This window comes from Halorussus aquaticus, from assembly GCF_024218795.1.
Lineage (GTDB): Archaea > Halobacteriota > Halobacteria > Halobacteriales > Haladaptataceae > Halorussus > Halorussus aquaticus.
This window is the reverse complement of record NZ_CP100402.1, coordinates 154,477-169,004: the sequence shown is the minus strand read 5'-3', so window position 1 is coordinate 169,004 and position 14,528 is coordinate 154,477. Positions and strand designations below refer to the sequence as shown.

Sequence of the window (14,528 nt, the reverse complement as noted above, 5' to 3'; positions counted from 1 at the left end):
CTCAATCATCCTCAGGAGTGGGTTCTGAACCAGTTGGGGTGAGCTGTCCGGTCGTGGCGCCACGCCAGTCGAACTTTCGCTGGAAGTACAGCGCGACGTTGACCAGCGCGAGCAGGACGGGAACTTCGATGAGTGGGCCGACGACGGTGGCGAACGCGACGCCGGAGCCAACACCGAACACCGCCACGGCGACGGCGATGGCGAGCTCGAAGTTGTTCGACGCCGCCGTGAAGCCGATCGCCGTCGTCGTCGAGTAGTCTGCGCCGATGCCCCGCCCCATCCCGAAGCTCACCAGGAACATCACGACGAAGTAGATCGTCAGCGGTACCGCGATCAAGAGGACGTCGCCCGGCGAGGCGACGATGGCGCCGCCCTGCGTGGCGAACATCACGATGACGGTGAACAGCAACGCAACGAGCGTCAGCGGATCGATCTTCGGGATGAACTCATCATCGTACCAGGCTTCGCTCTTGACGCGAGTTCCGACATACCGGGTCAGGAAGCCGCCCGCGAACGGAATCCCCAGGAAGATGACGATCGCCTCAAACACCTGCATCGGCGAGATGTCGAAGGTCGTGATCCCGGCCACGAGTGACTCCATGCCGAGCAGCGGCGGGAGGAACAGTGCGAAGAACCAGACGTACACCCCGTAGGTGACGATCTGGAAGAGGCTGTTGAACGCGACGAGGCCGGTGACGTACTCGGTCGATCCTTCTGCGAGTTCGTTCCAGACCAGGACCATCGCGATACACCGGGCCATCCCGATGAACACGAGCCCGAGGAAGTACTCGGGGCGTGCCGGCAGACCGGGAACGAGGCCGCTGAAGAAGAATACGGCGAGCCCGAACATGAGCGTCGGACCGATCAGCCAGTTCTGGATGAGACTCAACCCGAGTACCCGCCAGTTGCTGAAGACGGTCCGAAGTTGCGAGTAATCGGCCTTCGCCAGTGGCGGGTACATCATCAGGATAAGTCCGATCTCGACGAGGTGGAAGTCCTGAATCGGTTGGGTTACTGATGGGGCGACGAATCCCAGCCCGACGCCGATCGCCATCGCACCAAAGATCCAGACAGTGAGGTACTTGTCGAGGAAGTCCATCGACCGTGGGTCGCCACAGCTCTCACAGTCGCAGTCGGGCCCGTGGTCGTGTTCGACGTTACTCATCTGCCACGCTTCCCTCAAGAACGGTAACAAGCGCAACAGCTCGATTGGTAGCCCGATACTTCTTCCAGCGCCCGTCCTTCCAACCCTCGACAAGGTCTGCGCCGACGAGTGCCGAGAGGGCATGGCTGAGACCGCTCTCGGTCACGTCAACGACGGCGTTCAGCTCGCAGACGCAGAGTTCCTCTTGGGCTGCAACGAGGACGCGCACGAGCGTATAGCGCGTCTCGTTGGACAGCGCCGACAAGACGTCGAGTTCGGCCTCCGCCTGTGCCGTCCCGAGTCCGGCCTCAAGCGTGGAGAGTTCGTCGAGACGGCGCTCGACATCCTCGCTGCGGCACTCCCCGAGTTCGTCATCGAGATACCGCTGTAATCGTTCGGTCGCTTGTGCCATCAGCAATCACTTGATCACTCTCTCAATTAACCATTGCGGAATATTCCTAGCAGAAGATTAACTCACATACTCTATTAAGTCGTTAATGGAGGTCATTAGTGGGGCGAGTACTCGTGGGTGAGCGAACCAAAGTGTTTATGCTGATGTCTGAACAGAGTTTTAATTGAATCGTTGGTAAACTAGATGCGGTGGTTTGTGACCACGACTCTACCGGCAGCCGGAACGGTAACCGAGGAGACCACATATGATAGAACTCACACTGTACGAAGAGGCGATGTGCTGCTCCACAGGCGTCTGTGGCCCCGATCCCGACGACGAACTCGTCGAGGTCAGTGCCGCACTTGATCAACTCGAAGAGGAATTCGATCTCGAGGTGTCGAGGGCGAATATGCAACACGACATCGACCGATTCCTCGAGACCGAGGCGATCGCCGATCTCGTCGACGAACACGGCCCCTCGATCCTCCCCATTACGGTCCTCGACGACGAGATACTCGCCAAATCGGCGTACCTCTCCTACGACGAGCTCGCGGGCGAGATCCGCGAGCAACAGAACACGCCCCAGGAGGCTTAACCGATGAGTACGGACACTACGCCACGAGAGCTCGTCGAACCGAGCAGTGACGACACAGAATTCGTCTTCTTCAGCGGGAAGGGCGGCGTCGGCAAGAGCACCGTCAGTTGTGCGACTGCGACGTGGCTCGCCGATAACGACTACGAGACGCTGCTCGTGACGACTGACCCTGCACCGAACCTCTCGGACATCTTCGGCCAGCAGATCGGCCACGAGGTGACTGAAATCGAAGGCATCGAGAACCTCTCTGCCATCGAGATCGACCCGGACACGGCGGCCGAAGAGTACCGCCAGGAGACCATCGAACCGATGCGCCAGCTGCTCGACGACGAGGAGATCGAGACTATCGAAGAGCAACTCAACAGTCCTTGCGTCGACGAGATCGCAGCCTTCGACAATTTCGTCGACTTCATGGACAGCCCCGAATACGACGTGGTGGTCTTCGACACCGCGCCGACCGGCCACACCATCCGGCTTATGGAGCTGCCCTCCGACTGGAACGCTGAACTCGAGAAGGGCGGCTCGACCTGTATCGGCCCCGCGGCCTCGATGGAGGACAGGAAAGACCAGTACGAGCGGGCCATCGACACGCTCCAGGACACTGAGCGGACGACCTTCGGGTTCGTCGGCAAGCCCGAAGACTCCTCGCTCGACGAGATCGAACGCAGTGCCGCCGACCTCGGTGAGCTCGGCATCGAGTCCCAGATGCTCGTCGTCAACGGCTACCTCCCCGAGTCGGTCTGTGAGGACCCCTTCTTCGAGGGGAAACGCGAGGACGAACAGGCGGCCATCGAACGCGCGGAAACCGAGTTCAACGCCGACGCAATGGCAACCTATCCCCTCCAGCCTGGCGAAATCGCCGGCCTCGACCTGCTGTCGGACGTCGCGGGCGTCATCTACGACGGCGAGAACGCTATCGTCGACGTCGGCTCGGCGACCGACGTCGAGACCGACCAGTCGGTCGACGTCGATGCGCTGGCCGACCCAGAGTCGGTCGCCGACCGAGTGACGCCGGGCGACGACACGCGGTACCTGTTCTTCACCGGGAAGGGCGGCGTCGGCAAGAGCACCATCGCCGCGGCGTCGGCGACGAAGCTCGCGGAGGCGGGATACGAGACGCTCGTCGTGACCACGGACCCGGCAGCCCACCTCGAGGACATCTTCGGTGAGCCGGTCGGCCACGAACCGACGTCGGTGAGCCAGGCGAACCTCGACGCGGCCCGCATCGACCAGGAGAAGGCCCTCGAAGAGTACCGCACGCAGGTCCTCGACCACGTCACTGAGATGTACGAGGACAAGGAGGACACCCAGATCGATGTCGACGCCGCGATCGCGAACGTCGAGGAGGAACTGGAGTCACCCTGTGCCGAGGAGATGGCGGCGCTCGAGAAGTTCGTGAGCTACTTCGAGGAAGACGGCTACGACGTGGTGGTCTTCGACACCGCGCCGACGGGGCACACGCTCCGCCTGCTGGAGTTGCCCTCCGACTGGAAGGGATTTATGGACCTCGGCTCGCTGACGAAGGGTGCCGCCCCAGCGAAGGGCGACCAGTACGACGAGGTCATCGAGACGATGCAAGACCCTGAACGGACTTCGTTCGCGTTCGTCATGTATCCTGAGTACACGCCCATGATGGAGGCGTACCGCGCGGCCGAGGACCTCGAAGACCAGGTCGGTATCGAGACAGCGTTCGTCGTCGCGAACTACCTGCTCCCCGAGGAATACGGCGACAACGCGTTCTTCGCGAACCGGCGGGCACAGCAGGAGAACTACCTCGATGAGATCAAGGACCGCTTTGAGACGCCAATGATGCTCGCACCACTGCGCCGGGACGAGCCAGTCGGATTCGAGGAACTGAGCTCGTTCGGCGACGAGATCACTGGCTTGTCAGCTCTCCCGAAGAAGGAACCGGAGGTGACGATCTCATGAGTGAAGTTCGCTCGGACGAGGAGCCAGTCGAAGCGTCGTTCCAGACGTTCGTCGAAATGCTCACCGATTCCGAAACCTATCAGGAGTTCACGGCAGCCAGCCGAGCCCTCGAGAACGACTCGGAAGCGACGGCACTCCTCGAGGAGTACCGGGAAAAACAGCAACGGATGCAACGCGATGGATACGATCAGTCGCTGCTGAGCGAGCTGCGAGAGCTCAAATCGGAGATGGCGGACAACGAGACCATCCAGCGACACAAGGACGCACAGGAGACGCTCGTCGATCTGCTCCAGGAGACGAACGACGCGATCAGTGAGCAGATCGGCCGCAAGTTCGCCCGGTCAACTGGAGGTGGGTGCTGTTGAGCGCGACCGACGAGGAAGTACTGGCCGCTGCCGAAGCGTTCGGCGAGGAACTGGCAGAGAGTCAGCCTGACGGAGCGTCATCTGAGTTCGAGACGATGCTCAAAGAGTACAACGACGCGATTAGCGAAGCGACTGGCCTGAACTACGGGAGCGTCTGTAGTACCGACGACTGCTGCTGACTATTCCCATGTAGAGGCCGGTACTCGTCCGGCGCTTGTATGCGGATATATATTCTTCGTGATAGCACATTCGACGGGTGGTTTCAGCGCTGAAAGGTACTTCGTACCAGGGTACTGGCATCTTATGGGGGCCGTCCACGTAGTGGTTCCTGTGATACTCCGATGACAAGCGTCGAAGTCGAATACTGTGACCCGTGTGGCTTCATCGACCGCGCAACGGAAACGCAGACACAGATTCTGGAGTCGTGTGGCGAAACAGTGGACGGCGTCGAACTGGTCCCCGGCGAGGACGGCATCTTCGAAGTTCGAGTCGACGACGTTGTCGTCTTCGACGTCGACGAGATCGAGTACGACCTCACGACAATTATGGAGGGTGTGTGTGGGCAACTCTCTGACTGTGACTGTGATCCCCGCGAACTCGTCGACGAGGTTCCCGATTCGAATGATTGCAGTCCTGGGTGTTGTTGAGTTCGATCTATACAGATGAGCAAGACTCGTGTCGATGATTTCGACCAAGCTATTTGTCGAGGAACCCACCCGGACGTCGAGACAGCGTGCCCACATCTCGTGGCCGGCCAGGACGGAACGGGTCGTGCAGTTGTTGATAGACTCGCTCGGCTCGAGACGAAAGCACTCGAAGCCGCGACTGGTGCCAAGCAATTCAAGTGCGAACATTGTGGCTGTCCACTCGCGAACCTGGAGGGAATGAATCTCGCTCCTGATGAGTGTCCTCGCCTACAGATTCACGACGGGTGAGCGCGACAGCTGACAGAGGCCACTGACGATACTTTCGAGTGTTTGCACGCCCATTAGCGGGTATGAAGACGACCGACGTGTCTGATTGGCAGCAGTCGTGGCACCAACTGCGAGAGATTCTCGGCTCGAAGTGGGCGTTTCACGCCTTGCGGTTGCTTTCGGATCGACAATACGGGTTCAACGAGATGCAGCGCTCCATCGACGGCGTGACGGCGACGATGCTCTCACGACGACTGAAAGAGCTACAGTGTCACGGCTTCGTCGAGAAGCACGTCGAAGCGACGACGCCGCCCTCGACGACGTACGAACTGACCGAGAATGGGGACGCATTCGTCGAACTCCTCGAAGAGATGGAAGGAATGATTGGTCTTGCGGAGTGCTCCGACGGAAGCGAGTGTGCAACCACGGACGAGTCGTCGAAATGTGCGACAGTTCAGTAGTTCAATATCGAGATCAGACGGTTCTCGATCGGTTTGATGATTCGTAGGGGTTCGGTTAATTCGCCTGCAAGAATGCTTGAGTAGTCGAACCCAGCAGTACTCGAAGTGAGTCAGACGTCGCGAGGTGGTCTCCGGGCCTCGATGGTTGCAGATACGAGGTAGTCACCGAGGTCCCGGTTCGCATCCCAGTCACTGATGAACTCGGTACTCTCGTCCTTGGGCTCTATCTCGATTGCTTCGAAGCCGGCACTGTCGAGCATCGCTCCGAGGGCGTCGACCGTTGAGGCCCCAGCGACGCAGCCAGTCAGCGAGTCCGGATCCATCTTAACATCGTCCGGGAACGGCGCGGTTTGGACGACGTCTGAAATGGCGAGGCGGCCGCCGGGCTTGAGGACCCGGTAGGCGTCATCAAACACGCGCTGTTTTTCCGGGGCGAGATTGACGACGCAGTTCGAGATGACGACGTCGACGGTTGCGTCAGCAACGGGGAGATGACTAATCTCGCCGAGACGAAACTCGACGTTGTCGGCGTCGTTCTTCGTCACGTTCTCTCTCGCTTTTGAGACCATCTCCGGGGTCATGTCGACACCGATGACGTGTCCGTCCGGGTCAACCTCCTGTGCAGCGAGGAAGCAGTCGAAGCCCGCACCGGAGCCAAGATCGAGCACTATCTCGCCGGGCGTCATCTCGGCGAACGTTTTCGGGTTTCCACACCCGAGGCCGAGGTCCGCACCGTCGGCGACCGACGCGACGTCGTCCGCGTCGTAGCCGAGGCGTTCGCTCCCGGTCGCGTCCGTGTCGCCGTCACAGCACCCACCGTCGTCGGTGACATCGATGCCGACATCGCCACAGCAGTCTTGGTCATCCGAAGCGATAGTCCCGTAGCGTTCGCGCACCATCTGACGAGTCTCCTCGGGATCGGGGTCACCGGTCGCTGTCTCAGTATCGTTACTCATAGGTTCCTCGCAGGTCGTCGAGCGTTTCGAGGAGGGCTGAGGTCGTTTCAGTCGTTTCGTAGTACCGCCAAGACCCCTCCTTGCGGCGCGTGACCAATTGTGCGGTGTACAAGCGAGAGAGTGCTTGGCTGACGGCACTTTGACTGACGCCGACTGCGGCTTCGAGATCACAGACGCAGACGCCGTCGTCGGCGTTCGCGATTCGGCGAAGCAGCTCGTATCGCGTGTCGTTCCCCATCGCGGTCAGCACTTGGAGATCCGTCGCCATCGTATCTGAGTCAACATCACCGGGCGGTGCACAGCAGGGAGCAGTCCCTTCCGCGGTTCCGTCAACGATCGCGTCCTCTACCATATCAGGTTCAGCTTATACAAGCAAATACTAATATGTTTTCCTCGACGGAACCATTCGCAACTGTAGAATCATCTTAGACCCTCGGTGTAGCCTCAACACCACCGATTTGAATCCCAAATCAGTGCGCTAGAAAGACGAGTACATCGACGAAACTGTCTGAAGTAAAATCCACGTTCGGGATTATGTGTGCTGAATGCGTATGCATTGAGAGCTCCAGTCTCAACTTCTGTGCTGGCTGTGGCATTCCGGTAGAAGTTTCGGCTTCGTGGAGAGAACCGACGCCAGACAGGAGTATACGTGCCCGTGACAGAGGGAGACGCGCGTCCGACGGTAAATCTACACTGCCGAGGATACTGCTCCGAACTACTGGTCTACTGGCGTAGCTGGAGCGGTCACGTCCGACGCGACTGTCGCGTCGAGGGGAACATACAAACCGGGCGTCCGACTAGCCGACGCATGGCCGACGCCGAGGGGGAGCGCGAGGTCGATTTCGAACTGAAGGAACGCGCGATGGACGAAGCGCCCGTGGGAATCACGATCTCCGACCCGTCCCGCGAGGACAATCCGCTGATCTACGTCAACGAGGCGTTCGAGCGCCTGACCGGCTACGAGCGCGAGACGGTCGTGGGACACAACTGCCGGTTCCTTCAGGGCGAGGAGACTGCACCGGAGGCCGTCGCGGAGATGGCCGAAGCGATCGACGCCGAGGAACCGGTGTCGGTCGAACTCGTGAACTACCGAGCGGACGGCGAACCGTTCTGGAACGAGATAACCATCGCTCCACTCCGAAACGCGGACGGTGAGGTCACCAACTTCGTCGGATTTCAGGACGACGTCACCGCACGTAAGGAGGCGGAATTAGAGGTCGAGCGACGAAAGCGAGACCTCGAACACCTCGTCCGCAGGATAAACGGACTGCTGAAGGACGTCACTGAGTCGCTGATGCGGTCGGCTTCGAAGGAGGAGGCCGTGCGCGAGGTGACCGAGCGTCTCGCCGCGGCCGACCCGTACGCGCTCGCTTGGTTCGGCGAACTGGACCTCGTCTCGGAGCGTATCGTCCCGTCGTCGTGGGCTGGCGAGGGGGAGTCGCTCGACGGAGTCGAAATCGACGTCTACGCCGACGATACGACGGCCCGCGCGTTCGACACGCGGTCGGTTCGGACGTCGTCGGTCGATGACACCGCCTGTGCGGACCGCATTCCGGGTGCGCGGTCGATGGCCGCGGTCCCTATCGCCGACCGAGATACGGTCTACGGCGTACTGACCGTCTATTCGCACGATGGGGACGCGTTCGACGAACGCGAGACGGTCGTCCTCGAAGCGCTGGGTCGCACCGTCGGGGCGGCGCTCAACGCACGCGAGAGCCGGGAAGTCCTCACGGCCGACAACGTCGTCGAACTCGAGTTCGACGTGGCCGACCGCACGCTGTTCTTCGTCGAACTCTCCGCAGAGTGTGACTGCCGACTCGAATATCGGGGGTCGGTGAACTCGGACGGTGCGGGTCTCTCGATGTTCTTCACGACGGACGCCCCACCGGCGACGATTATAGACATCGCCGAGCGCATCTCGGAAGTCGAAGACGCGGCGGTGGTCAGCGGCGACGACGAGTCGAACCTCTTCGAGTTCCGAATCGGCGGGGGCTCGGTCGTCGCCGAACTGGCCGAACGAGGGGTCAAAACGCGTTCTATCGTGGCCGAGGACGGGAGCGCCCGACTCACGTTCGAACTCGCCCCGAGTATCGACTCGCGAGCGGTCACCGAGGCGTTCCGCGACCGCGTTACGGGGAGTGAACTCGTCGCCTTCCGAGAACGGGAACGCCCGGCCGACACGAAGCGGGAGTTCGTCGGCGGTCTGGAAGAACGCCTGACCGACCGTCAGATTACGGCCTTGCAGAAGGCCTACCTCGGGGGCTACTACGATCCGAACCGCTCGACGACGGGAGACGAACTGGCCGAGTCGATGGGCGTCTCGCGCGCCACGTTTCACCAGCACCTTCGGGCGGCCGAGCGGAAGCTCATCGGAGAGTTCTTCGACGACGCCTGACTAGTAAGGTAGTTTCTTTTTTGGCTTCTCTCTCGTCAGTTAGGAGTAACACCGAACCCCGGTCCAGCGGTGGACTCGCGGACGACACGGGGTTCCCGGGACCAACCATGCCGACATGTAATCACTGCGGGAGCTACGTTTCGAACGCGTTCGTGCGCGTCTTCGCCGACGAGAGCGGACAGATACGGGCCTGCCCCGAGTGTTCGGCGAACGCGGGAATCGCCGAAGTGACGCTGAGTAGGGCCGACTCCTGATTCTCACGTCGTCCACTCGGCAGCGAACAGGCTGGCCACTGTCGTTCGACGCCGGTCTCAGTGTTACGAATAGTCGAAGATGGAGGCTACACGAATGGTAACTGACGAACAACTCCAGACGAGTCGCGCGATACAACGACGGACCGGACGGACGTTCCACGTGGCGACCAAATTCCTCCCCGAGCGAGCGCGCCATCCGACGTACGTACTCTACGCGTTCTTCCGGATGGCTGACGACGTCGTGGACGACCCCGACCCGGGACCCCCGGCGGAACTCCGGGCCGAACTCGCCCGGATGCGCGCGATGGCTACCGGCGAGCGACCGACCGACGACCCGGTACTCTCGGCGTTCGACGAGACGCGCGAGCGTCACGGCATCGCGGACGAGGAGATCGACGTGTTTATCGACGCCATGGAGGCCGACGTGGAACCGGAGGTGTACGACACCTACGACGACCTGACCGACTACCTTCGAGGGTCGTCGGTCGCCGTCGCCTACATGATGCTCGCCGTAATGGGTCCGGAGGATGAGGAGACGGCCCGCCCCCACGCGGAGGCACTCGCCGAAGCGTTCCAGTTGACGAACTTCATCCGTGACGTTCGGGAGGACGTCACCGACTACGGCCGGATATACCTCCCGCGGGCGACCCTCGAAGAGTACGGGGTCTCGACCGACGATATCGCCGACCTGCGCCACTCTGAGAGCGTCGCCGCGGCGGTTCGCAGCGAACTGCGTCGGACCGAAGAACGCTACCGCGAGGGCGTCGCGGGCATCGCGCACCTGCCCGAAGACTGCCAGTTCCCGGTGTTGCTTTCGGCGGTTCTGTACGCCGAGTATCACCGACTCGTCCGCGAGCGTGAGTACGACGTCCTCTCCGGAACGCCGAGTCTCGGCCTCGGGGACTACTTCCGTCTCGTCGCACGGACCTGGTGGTACTGGCGACGCGAGGACGACCCCGAGGCGGCCTTCTACCGGGCGAGCGCAATCTCGCCGGAAGCCGAAGCGGACCCGGACGGCGGGACCGAATCACCTGCTTCCTCGGCGCAGACCGAGACGGCAGGCTACCGGGACGCGCGTTCGATACGGAGGCCGTTCGAACGAGTCGTGAACCGCCTCCGGTCGTGTTGGCCCGTCGGACCGTCCGAGTAACCGGATCGGTCCATCGGTCAGGGTAGAAGAAAACTGAGCTTAGTCGATGTGGCCTTCAGCGCGGAGCTGGTCGGCGTCCTGCTGGGTGTAGCGCCATTCGACGTTGGCCTTCTCGTCTTGCCAGTCCCACGGTTCCACGAGGACGACGTCGCCTTGTTCGATCCAGACTCGGTACTTCATCCGTCCGGGGATTCGACCCATCCGGTTCTGCCCGTCCTCGCACTGGACGCGCACGTGGTTGCCGCCGTTGTGTTCGGTAACAACGCCGAACAACTCGTCATCGTTGGGCATGCGGAGATTCCGCCGGCCCGAGTTTTCGCTCATACTCTATAGTAGAGCGTCGCACTGAAAAGGCATCCGATACGTTTGGTGTCACGGCACACCCTCTTCAGCGAGACGAATACGCATCGCAGTGACCGGACGATACCTCTTCGATGATTCCCTCCTCCCGCAGCGTATCGGTGGTCCGGTAGGCGGTCGAGCAGTCCGCGTATAGCATCTCGGCGACCTCCAGTGCGGTGGAATACGGGGTGTCGAACAGACGTAGAGACGTCCGAGGATTGGCTCACATCGTACGCGCGAAAACCTCTCAAGTAGGCTAGCTCATAATGTACACACGATGAACACCGATAAGAAGCGTGTGCAGTTCCGGGCACCCGACCGCCTCATCGACCGGGCCGACGCACTCGCCACGGTCCTCGGGGAAGACCGGACAGACGTACTCGTGACCGCACTTCGTGAGTACCTCCAAGACGCCGCACATGACGATACCATCACCCAAGAAATCGCCGCCGCCTACTACGACGACGAGATCAGCTACGACCAACTCAAAGCGCTCGTCGGGGCCGAGGAAGCGGCCAACCTCCGCGTGTTGAAACAGCAACTGGACGAGGGCTTCGTCGACGAGGTCGCCGACCTATAGATGCCCGGATTAGTCGCAGACACGTCGGCGCTCGTGAGCCTCGGTATCGTCCCAAACACGACTCTGAATCCACTCGCGCTCTGTCTCGACCGCTACGACGTGTTCGTCCCGGACGAGGTCATCGCAGAACTGGAAGAGATCGCGTCGTACGACGACGAACACGGAGTGGCCGCGACTGCGGTCCTCGACCGAACTGCGGAACTGGCAGTCCGAACTGGACCTCGACGCCGAGTTTCTGCTCGACGACGGTGAGAACGCCGCAGTTACGCTCGCGAACGAAATCGACGCCGCGCTCTTCCTCTGCGAGGAGTTCAACAGTCTGGGGCTGATTCACGCCTTGCTCGCCGATACACGACTCGTGACGACGTCCACGCTACTCTCGGTGTTCGTTCGAACAAACCGATTGACGCCCGACGAAGCGCGCACGCTCCTCGACGAGATGAGCGCTGCTCGAAGTTGGGAGACGAACAGCTACGTCCGGCGAGTACGCTCGTTACTCGACGAGTCGTGAGTACCACGCCTCTGAATAGTACTCTGTTGCGTGAGAACTGGTTTCTGTCTCGATTCGTTTCCCGTTTTCGTTAATCGCGATTTTGTTGACCGCGAGAACCTATGAGTCACGGGCGGACAGGACGTTCGGCCGCGACGCTGTATCGGGCGGTGTTACTCCTTTTTCGAGGTGGAGTCTCCAAGCGATTGTCGGATTCACTCCCGCCGTAAACGGCGGGATTCTCTCCACGCAGAAAGAGAGATGGTCACCGGAGACGTGTTTGTTATCAAAATCCTACTATACTTGCTGCCTCAAGCAGAACATAGTGTGTCTCCACACTACCTTTTTAACGATAGAGTTCCCTCTATTGACCATGAGTAGTGACCGTGTCGACGCCGAGAGCAAGGTCTCGGGCAACCAAGCGAACATCCCTGCCCGAATCCGGCGAGAACTCGGAATTGACGACGGTGACCAGCTGCGCTGGCACATCGAAAAGGATGGCAGTATCCGCGTCCACGTCATTCAGCAACGGACAGGCACATTTAGTGACTTCGAGGGCTACGACGGAGACACAGAAACAGACGTAACTACCGACCACGACACTTGGGGCGTCGACATCGAATAAATGCCTCAGGCCTTACTCGACACGTCGGTCCTCTTCGCAGCGACCTATCGACGAGATAACGCACACGATACTGCGCTCCCCATCCTCCGTGGCGTTGACGACGGATCATTGCCGGAGGCAGTCATTCTCGATTACGTTCTGGCAGAGACGATGAACGGACTCACCACCCACGCCGGTCACGATGCGGCCGTCGATCTTCTTGACCGAATTGAAGAGAATGCCCGCTTCCATGTCGGGTCACTAACTACCGATGCCTTTGCGACGGGAAAAGCACTATTCAGACAACACAAAGCACTCTCGCTCGTCGATGCGTGTATCGTCGCCTACATGCAAACAGAAGGGCTAGGGTATCTCTACGCCTTCGATGATGACTTCGATGCAGTTGACGATGTCTACCGACTCGATACTGCGACAAATCCGTACGACCCGAAATAAATCACCTCGTAGTCAAGCCCCAAGACACTCGGGTTGTTCATTTGTAGATAAGCCGCTTCAATAGAGCCGGTCGGTTAGTTTTTCTACCCCTGGCGGGTGCGGGGCACTCGCCTTCTCGGTGTCTCACGACCACAATGACGACGCCACTTGCAAGACTCGAGACGACGAGTAGAGTCCGGAAGCACGCCCAGTACAAAGCACTTGAGTTCGAACTCCAGAACGGTGATGTTCGTGTTCGGAACGGCAGCTATGCCCACCCGGAAAACCATGAATACACCAGTGTAACCCTCTCCGTGTACGTTCTCCGGCCACAAACGCTGTTGGCGGTCCCTCCTCCAGTTCACCCCGTCCGTGTCTACCGCTGGACACCGCTGGAACTGAGAGACCGACAGGTAACCATAGGGTGTCACCGCCACGAGGACCCACCCATGGGGGTGGTCTACACGTCGTGACGGCTCCAGACCACGGCCGATTACGGTCGGTTGTGCGAGAGACGTGTCCCTCTCGGGATGTGTTTAGGTCCGGCCACTCCGTTATCCGGCCACCTCGTCTGTTGCCGGACCGTCCGATTTACCGAGCGACGACTCGCCCGGTAGATCCACGTCGTCTTTCAGGACTACGACGTTCTCCTTGTAGGTGAGACCATCCGCTGTGCGTTTCTTCTGGGTGGTGATGAGTCGATGTTTGCTGAGTTCCTGCATGGCGTCGAGCGTGCGCCGGGCGAGTTCTTGGGCGTAGTTTTTCGAGACGCCCTCCTCATGGGCGCGGATCCAATCAGCAAGGTCTGAGGACTTCAGGTAGACACGCCACCCGCTACTGCCAGACGTCCAGAGTTGGTAGCGGCCGGGGTCGTCGCGTTCTCGCCACGCCTTCGCCGCAAGCTCGTCCGGCTTCCGGTTCGTGACATTGGCGAGCATTTCGTCGTCGTAGCGGGCGAGACGTTGAATCGGAAGTAAGTCCGCGGTCGAGTGAGCAACTGCACCACCCCGATCGAGCGCGTCCTCTTCGCCGGGGAGGCGAGCGTACTGGTTGTCGTCGTCTTTGGTGATGCGTTCGATGCGGTCACCATCTACATCGAGAAGCTCATCCATGATGTTCGCCTCGACGTTGTCGTAAGTGAGATGCGCGCCTTTCTCTAGTTCTCGAGACTGTAGCTCGGCGATCATCGACCGAGTGCCGTTCGCTTTCGCTTCGAGGGCGCTGAGTCGGGCGTCATGTTCGTTCTCGACTGCCTCTTGGAGATCGGCAAGTCGGGCTTCAGCCTCGCGGCGCGCGTCGCGTTCCTCGGCGAGTTCATCGCGGAGGTCCTTGGCTTCGCGTTCGAGGTCGCTGATCTGTTCCCGTAAGTCCGCGGTCGCTTCGTGGATTCGGTGTTCGACGAATTCGGCGAGCTGTTCGGGGAGTCCTTGTACGGTGGGGGTGTCGGTGGTCATCAGTTCTCGGGAGTGTGGGTTGGGTGGTTGGCTGGCGATACCGTCTGCTAAGCGTGCGCGTCAGCGCAA

The 14,528-nt window shown here is 60.5% G+C and carries 19 protein-coding genes and 1 pseudogene; 14 read left to right on the top strand and 6 right to left on the bottom strand.

Features of this window, described 5'->3' with window-relative positions; genetic code table 11:
- Position 1 precedes the first annotated feature (1 nt).
- Both arsB and NGM06_RS21360 read right to left on the bottom strand, forming a co-directional pair.
- A complete protein-coding gene (gene arsB, locus NGM06_RS21365) occupies positions 2-1,165 on the bottom strand; it encodes an ACR3 family arsenite efflux transporter (protein WP_254270708.1) in 1,164 nt (387 codons plus the stop codon).
- Positions 1,158-1,556, bottom strand: a complete 399-nt coding sequence (locus NGM06_RS21360; protein ID WP_254270707.1) for an ArsR/SmtB family transcription factor — start codon at positions 1,554-1,556, stop codon at positions 1,158-1,160. The genes arsB and NGM06_RS21360 overlap by 8 nt, the downstream gene beginning before the upstream one ends.
- A 244-nt stretch (positions 1,557-1,800) precedes the next feature.
- Here NGM06_RS21360 and arsD point away from each other — a divergent pair, with 244 nt between their 5' ends.
- The 6 genes from arsD to NGM06_RS21330 all read left to right on the top strand — a co-directional run bounded on the left by arsD (position 1,801) and on the right by NGM06_RS21330 (position 5,799).
- Entirely contained in the window at positions 1,801-2,130 is a 330-nt protein-coding gene (gene arsD, locus NGM06_RS21355; protein ID WP_248653057.1) for an arsenite efflux transporter metallochaperone ArsD, read from the top strand.
- A 3-nt stretch (positions 2,131-2,133) separates the two neighbouring features.
- Entirely contained in the window at positions 2,134-4,059 is a 1,926-nt protein-coding gene (gene arsA, locus NGM06_RS21350) for an arsenical pump-driving ATPase (protein ID WP_254270706.1), read from the top strand.
- Positions 4,056-4,424, top strand: a complete 369-nt coding sequence (gene hcsL / locus NGM06_RS21345) for a halo-CC-star protein HcsL (RefSeq protein ID WP_254270705.1) — start codon at positions 4,056-4,058, stop codon at positions 4,422-4,424. Before arsA ends, hcsL begins: the two co-directional genes overlap by 4 nt.
- Positions 4,415-4,603: a halo-CC-star protein HcsS gene (gene hcsS, locus NGM06_RS21340; protein ID WP_248653054.1), complete on the top strand. Its 189-nt coding sequence runs from the start codon at positions 4,415-4,417 to the stop codon at positions 4,601-4,603. The genes hcsL and hcsS overlap by 10 nt, the downstream gene beginning before the upstream one ends.
- A gap of 162 nt (positions 4,604-4,765) precedes the next feature.
- Entirely contained in the window at positions 4,766-5,071 is a 306-nt protein-coding gene (locus NGM06_RS21335) for a SelT/SelW/SelH family protein (RefSeq protein WP_248653053.1), read from the top strand.
- 350 nt (positions 5,072-5,421) lie between these two features.
- The gene (locus NGM06_RS21330; RefSeq protein WP_248653052.1) at positions 5,422-5,799 is read left to right on the top strand and encodes a winged helix-turn-helix transcriptional regulator; all 378 of its coding nucleotides are present in this window, start codon (positions 5,422-5,424) and stop codon (positions 5,797-5,799) included.
- A 110-nt stretch (positions 5,800-5,909) separates the two neighbouring features.
- Here NGM06_RS21330 and NGM06_RS21325 read toward each other — a convergent pair whose 3' ends face one another.
- Positions 5,910-6,755 (bottom strand): arsenite methyltransferase, encoded by an 846-nt coding sequence (locus NGM06_RS21325; protein ID WP_254270704.1) that lies wholly within the window; start codon positions 6,753-6,755, stop codon positions 5,910-5,912.
- Positions 6,748-7,107 carry an ArsR/SmtB family transcription factor gene (locus NGM06_RS21320; protein ID WP_136718286.1) on the bottom strand — a complete coding sequence of 120 codons (360 nt, stop codon included), beginning with the start codon at positions 7,105-7,107 and terminating at the stop codon, positions 6,748-6,750. Before NGM06_RS21320 ends, NGM06_RS21325 begins: the two co-directional genes overlap by 8 nt.
- 456 nt (positions 7,108-7,563) lie before the next feature.
- Between NGM06_RS21320 and NGM06_RS21315 the strand changes: the two genes are divergently transcribed.
- From NGM06_RS21315 to NGM06_RS21305, 3 genes are all read left to right on the top strand, one after another.
- Positions 7,564-9,150 (top strand): bacterio-opsin activator domain-containing protein, encoded by a 1,587-nt coding sequence (locus NGM06_RS21315; protein ID WP_254270703.1) that lies wholly within the window; start codon positions 7,564-7,566, stop codon positions 9,148-9,150.
- Positions 9,151-9,257: 107 nt separating this feature from the next.
- Entirely contained in the window at positions 9,258-9,404 is a 147-nt protein-coding gene (locus NGM06_RS21310; RefSeq protein WP_254270702.1) for a DUF7563 family protein, read from the top strand.
- Between the two features lie 94 nt (positions 9,405-9,498).
- Positions 9,499-10,554 carry a phytoene/squalene synthase family protein gene (locus NGM06_RS21305; protein ID WP_254270701.1) on the top strand — a complete coding sequence of 352 codons (1,056 nt, stop codon included), beginning with the start codon at positions 9,499-9,501 and terminating at the stop codon, positions 10,552-10,554.
- A gap of 39 nt (positions 10,555-10,593) precedes the next feature.
- On the opposite strand, the gene eif1A is transcribed toward NGM06_RS21305, so the two are convergent.
- Entirely contained in the window at positions 10,594-10,878 is a 285-nt protein-coding gene (gene eif1A / locus NGM06_RS21300; protein WP_163523456.1) for a translation initiation factor eIF-1A, read from the bottom strand.
- A 295-nt stretch (positions 10,879-11,173) separates the two neighbouring features.
- On the opposite strand from eif1A, the gene NGM06_RS21295 reads away from it, so the two are divergent.
- The 5 genes and pseudogenes from NGM06_RS21295 (at position 11,174) to NGM06_RS21275 (ending at position 13,478) form a co-directional block, all read left to right on the top strand.
- A complete protein-coding gene (locus NGM06_RS21295; protein WP_254270700.1) occupies positions 11,174-11,476 on the top strand; it encodes a hypothetical protein in 303 nt (100 codons plus the stop codon).
- A pseudogene (locus NGM06_RS21290) lies at positions 11,477-11,987 on the top strand (PIN domain-containing protein).
- A gap of 352 nt (positions 11,988-12,339) precedes the next feature.
- On the top strand, positions 12,340-12,591 hold the full coding sequence (locus NGM06_RS21285) for an AbrB/MazE/SpoVT family DNA-binding domain-containing protein (protein ID WP_254270699.1): 252 nt from the start codon (positions 12,340-12,342) through the stop codon (positions 12,589-12,591).
- Positions 12,592-13,026, top strand: a complete 435-nt coding sequence (locus tag NGM06_RS21280; protein WP_254270698.1) for a PIN domain-containing protein — start codon at positions 12,592-12,594, stop codon at positions 13,024-13,026. It abuts the gene before it with no gap.
- A 134-nt stretch (positions 13,027-13,160) separates the two neighbouring features.
- Positions 13,161-13,478, top strand: coding sequence for a hypothetical protein (locus NGM06_RS21275; RefSeq protein ID WP_254270697.1), 318 nt, complete (start codon positions 13,161-13,163; stop codon positions 13,476-13,478).
- Positions 13,479-13,559: 81 nt separating this feature from the next.
- Here the strand turns inward: NGM06_RS21275 and NGM06_RS21270 are convergent, their stop codons facing one another.
- Positions 13,560-14,459, bottom strand: a complete 900-nt coding sequence (locus tag NGM06_RS21270) for a DUF8008 family protein (protein ID WP_254270696.1) — start codon at positions 14,457-14,459, stop codon at positions 13,560-13,562.
- Between the last annotated feature and the right edge of the window lie 69 nt (positions 14,460-14,528).

Coding starts and splice junctions, on each gene's coding strand:
- NGM06_RS21315 (WP_254270703.1), top strand. CDS start 7,564: ATGGCCGACGCCGAGGGGGAGCGCGAGGTCGATTTCGAACTGAAGGAA.
- NGM06_RS21305 (WP_254270701.1), top strand. CDS start 9,499: ATGGTAACTGACGAACAACTCCAGACGAGTCGCGCGATACAACGACGG.
- NGM06_RS21280 (WP_254270698.1), top strand. CDS start 12,592: ATGCCTCAGGCCTTACTCGACACGTCGGTCCTCTTCGCAGCGACCTAT.
- NGM06_RS21325 (WP_254270704.1), bottom strand. CDS start 6,755: ATGAGTAACGATACTGAGACAGCGACCGGTGACCCCGATCCCGAGGAG.
- NGM06_RS21270 (WP_254270696.1), bottom strand. CDS start 14,459: ATGACCACCGACACCCCCACCGTACAAGGACTCCCCGAACAGCTCGCC.
- arsA (WP_254270706.1), top strand. CDS start 2,134: ATGAGTACGGACACTACGCCACGAGAGCTCGTCGAACCGAGCAGTGAC.
- hcsL (WP_254270705.1), top strand. CDS start 4,056: ATGAGTGAAGTTCGCTCGGACGAGGAGCCAGTCGAAGCGTCGTTCCAG.
- NGM06_RS21295 (WP_254270700.1), top strand. CDS start 11,174: ATGAACACCGATAAGAAGCGTGTGCAGTTCCGGGCACCCGACCGCCTC.
- eif1A (WP_163523456.1), bottom strand. CDS start 10,878: ATGAGCGAAAACTCGGGCCGGCGGAATCTCCGCATGCCCAACGATGAC.
- arsD (WP_248653057.1), top strand. CDS start 1,801: ATGATAGAACTCACACTGTACGAAGAGGCGATGTGCTGCTCCACAGGC.
- NGM06_RS21285 (WP_254270699.1), top strand. CDS start 12,340: ATGAGTAGTGACCGTGTCGACGCCGAGAGCAAGGTCTCGGGCAACCAA.
- NGM06_RS21310 (WP_254270702.1), top strand. CDS start 9,258: ATGCCGACATGTAATCACTGCGGGAGCTACGTTTCGAACGCGTTCGTG.
- NGM06_RS21320 (WP_136718286.1), bottom strand. CDS start 7,107: ATGGTAGAGGACGCGATCGTTGACGGAACCGCGGAAGGGACTGCTCCC.
- NGM06_RS21330 (WP_248653052.1), top strand. CDS start 5,422: ATGAAGACGACCGACGTGTCTGATTGGCAGCAGTCGTGGCACCAACTG.
- NGM06_RS21275 (WP_254270697.1), top strand. CDS start 13,161: ATGACGACGCCACTTGCAAGACTCGAGACGACGAGTAGAGTCCGGAAG.
- NGM06_RS21360 (WP_254270707.1), bottom strand. CDS start 1,556: ATGGCACAAGCGACCGAACGATTACAGCGGTATCTCGATGACGAACTC.
- NGM06_RS21335 (WP_248653053.1), top strand. CDS start 4,766: ATGACAAGCGTCGAAGTCGAATACTGTGACCCGTGTGGCTTCATCGAC.
- arsB (WP_254270708.1), bottom strand. CDS start 1,165: ATGAGTAACGTCGAACACGACCACGGGCCCGACTGCGACTGTGAGAGC.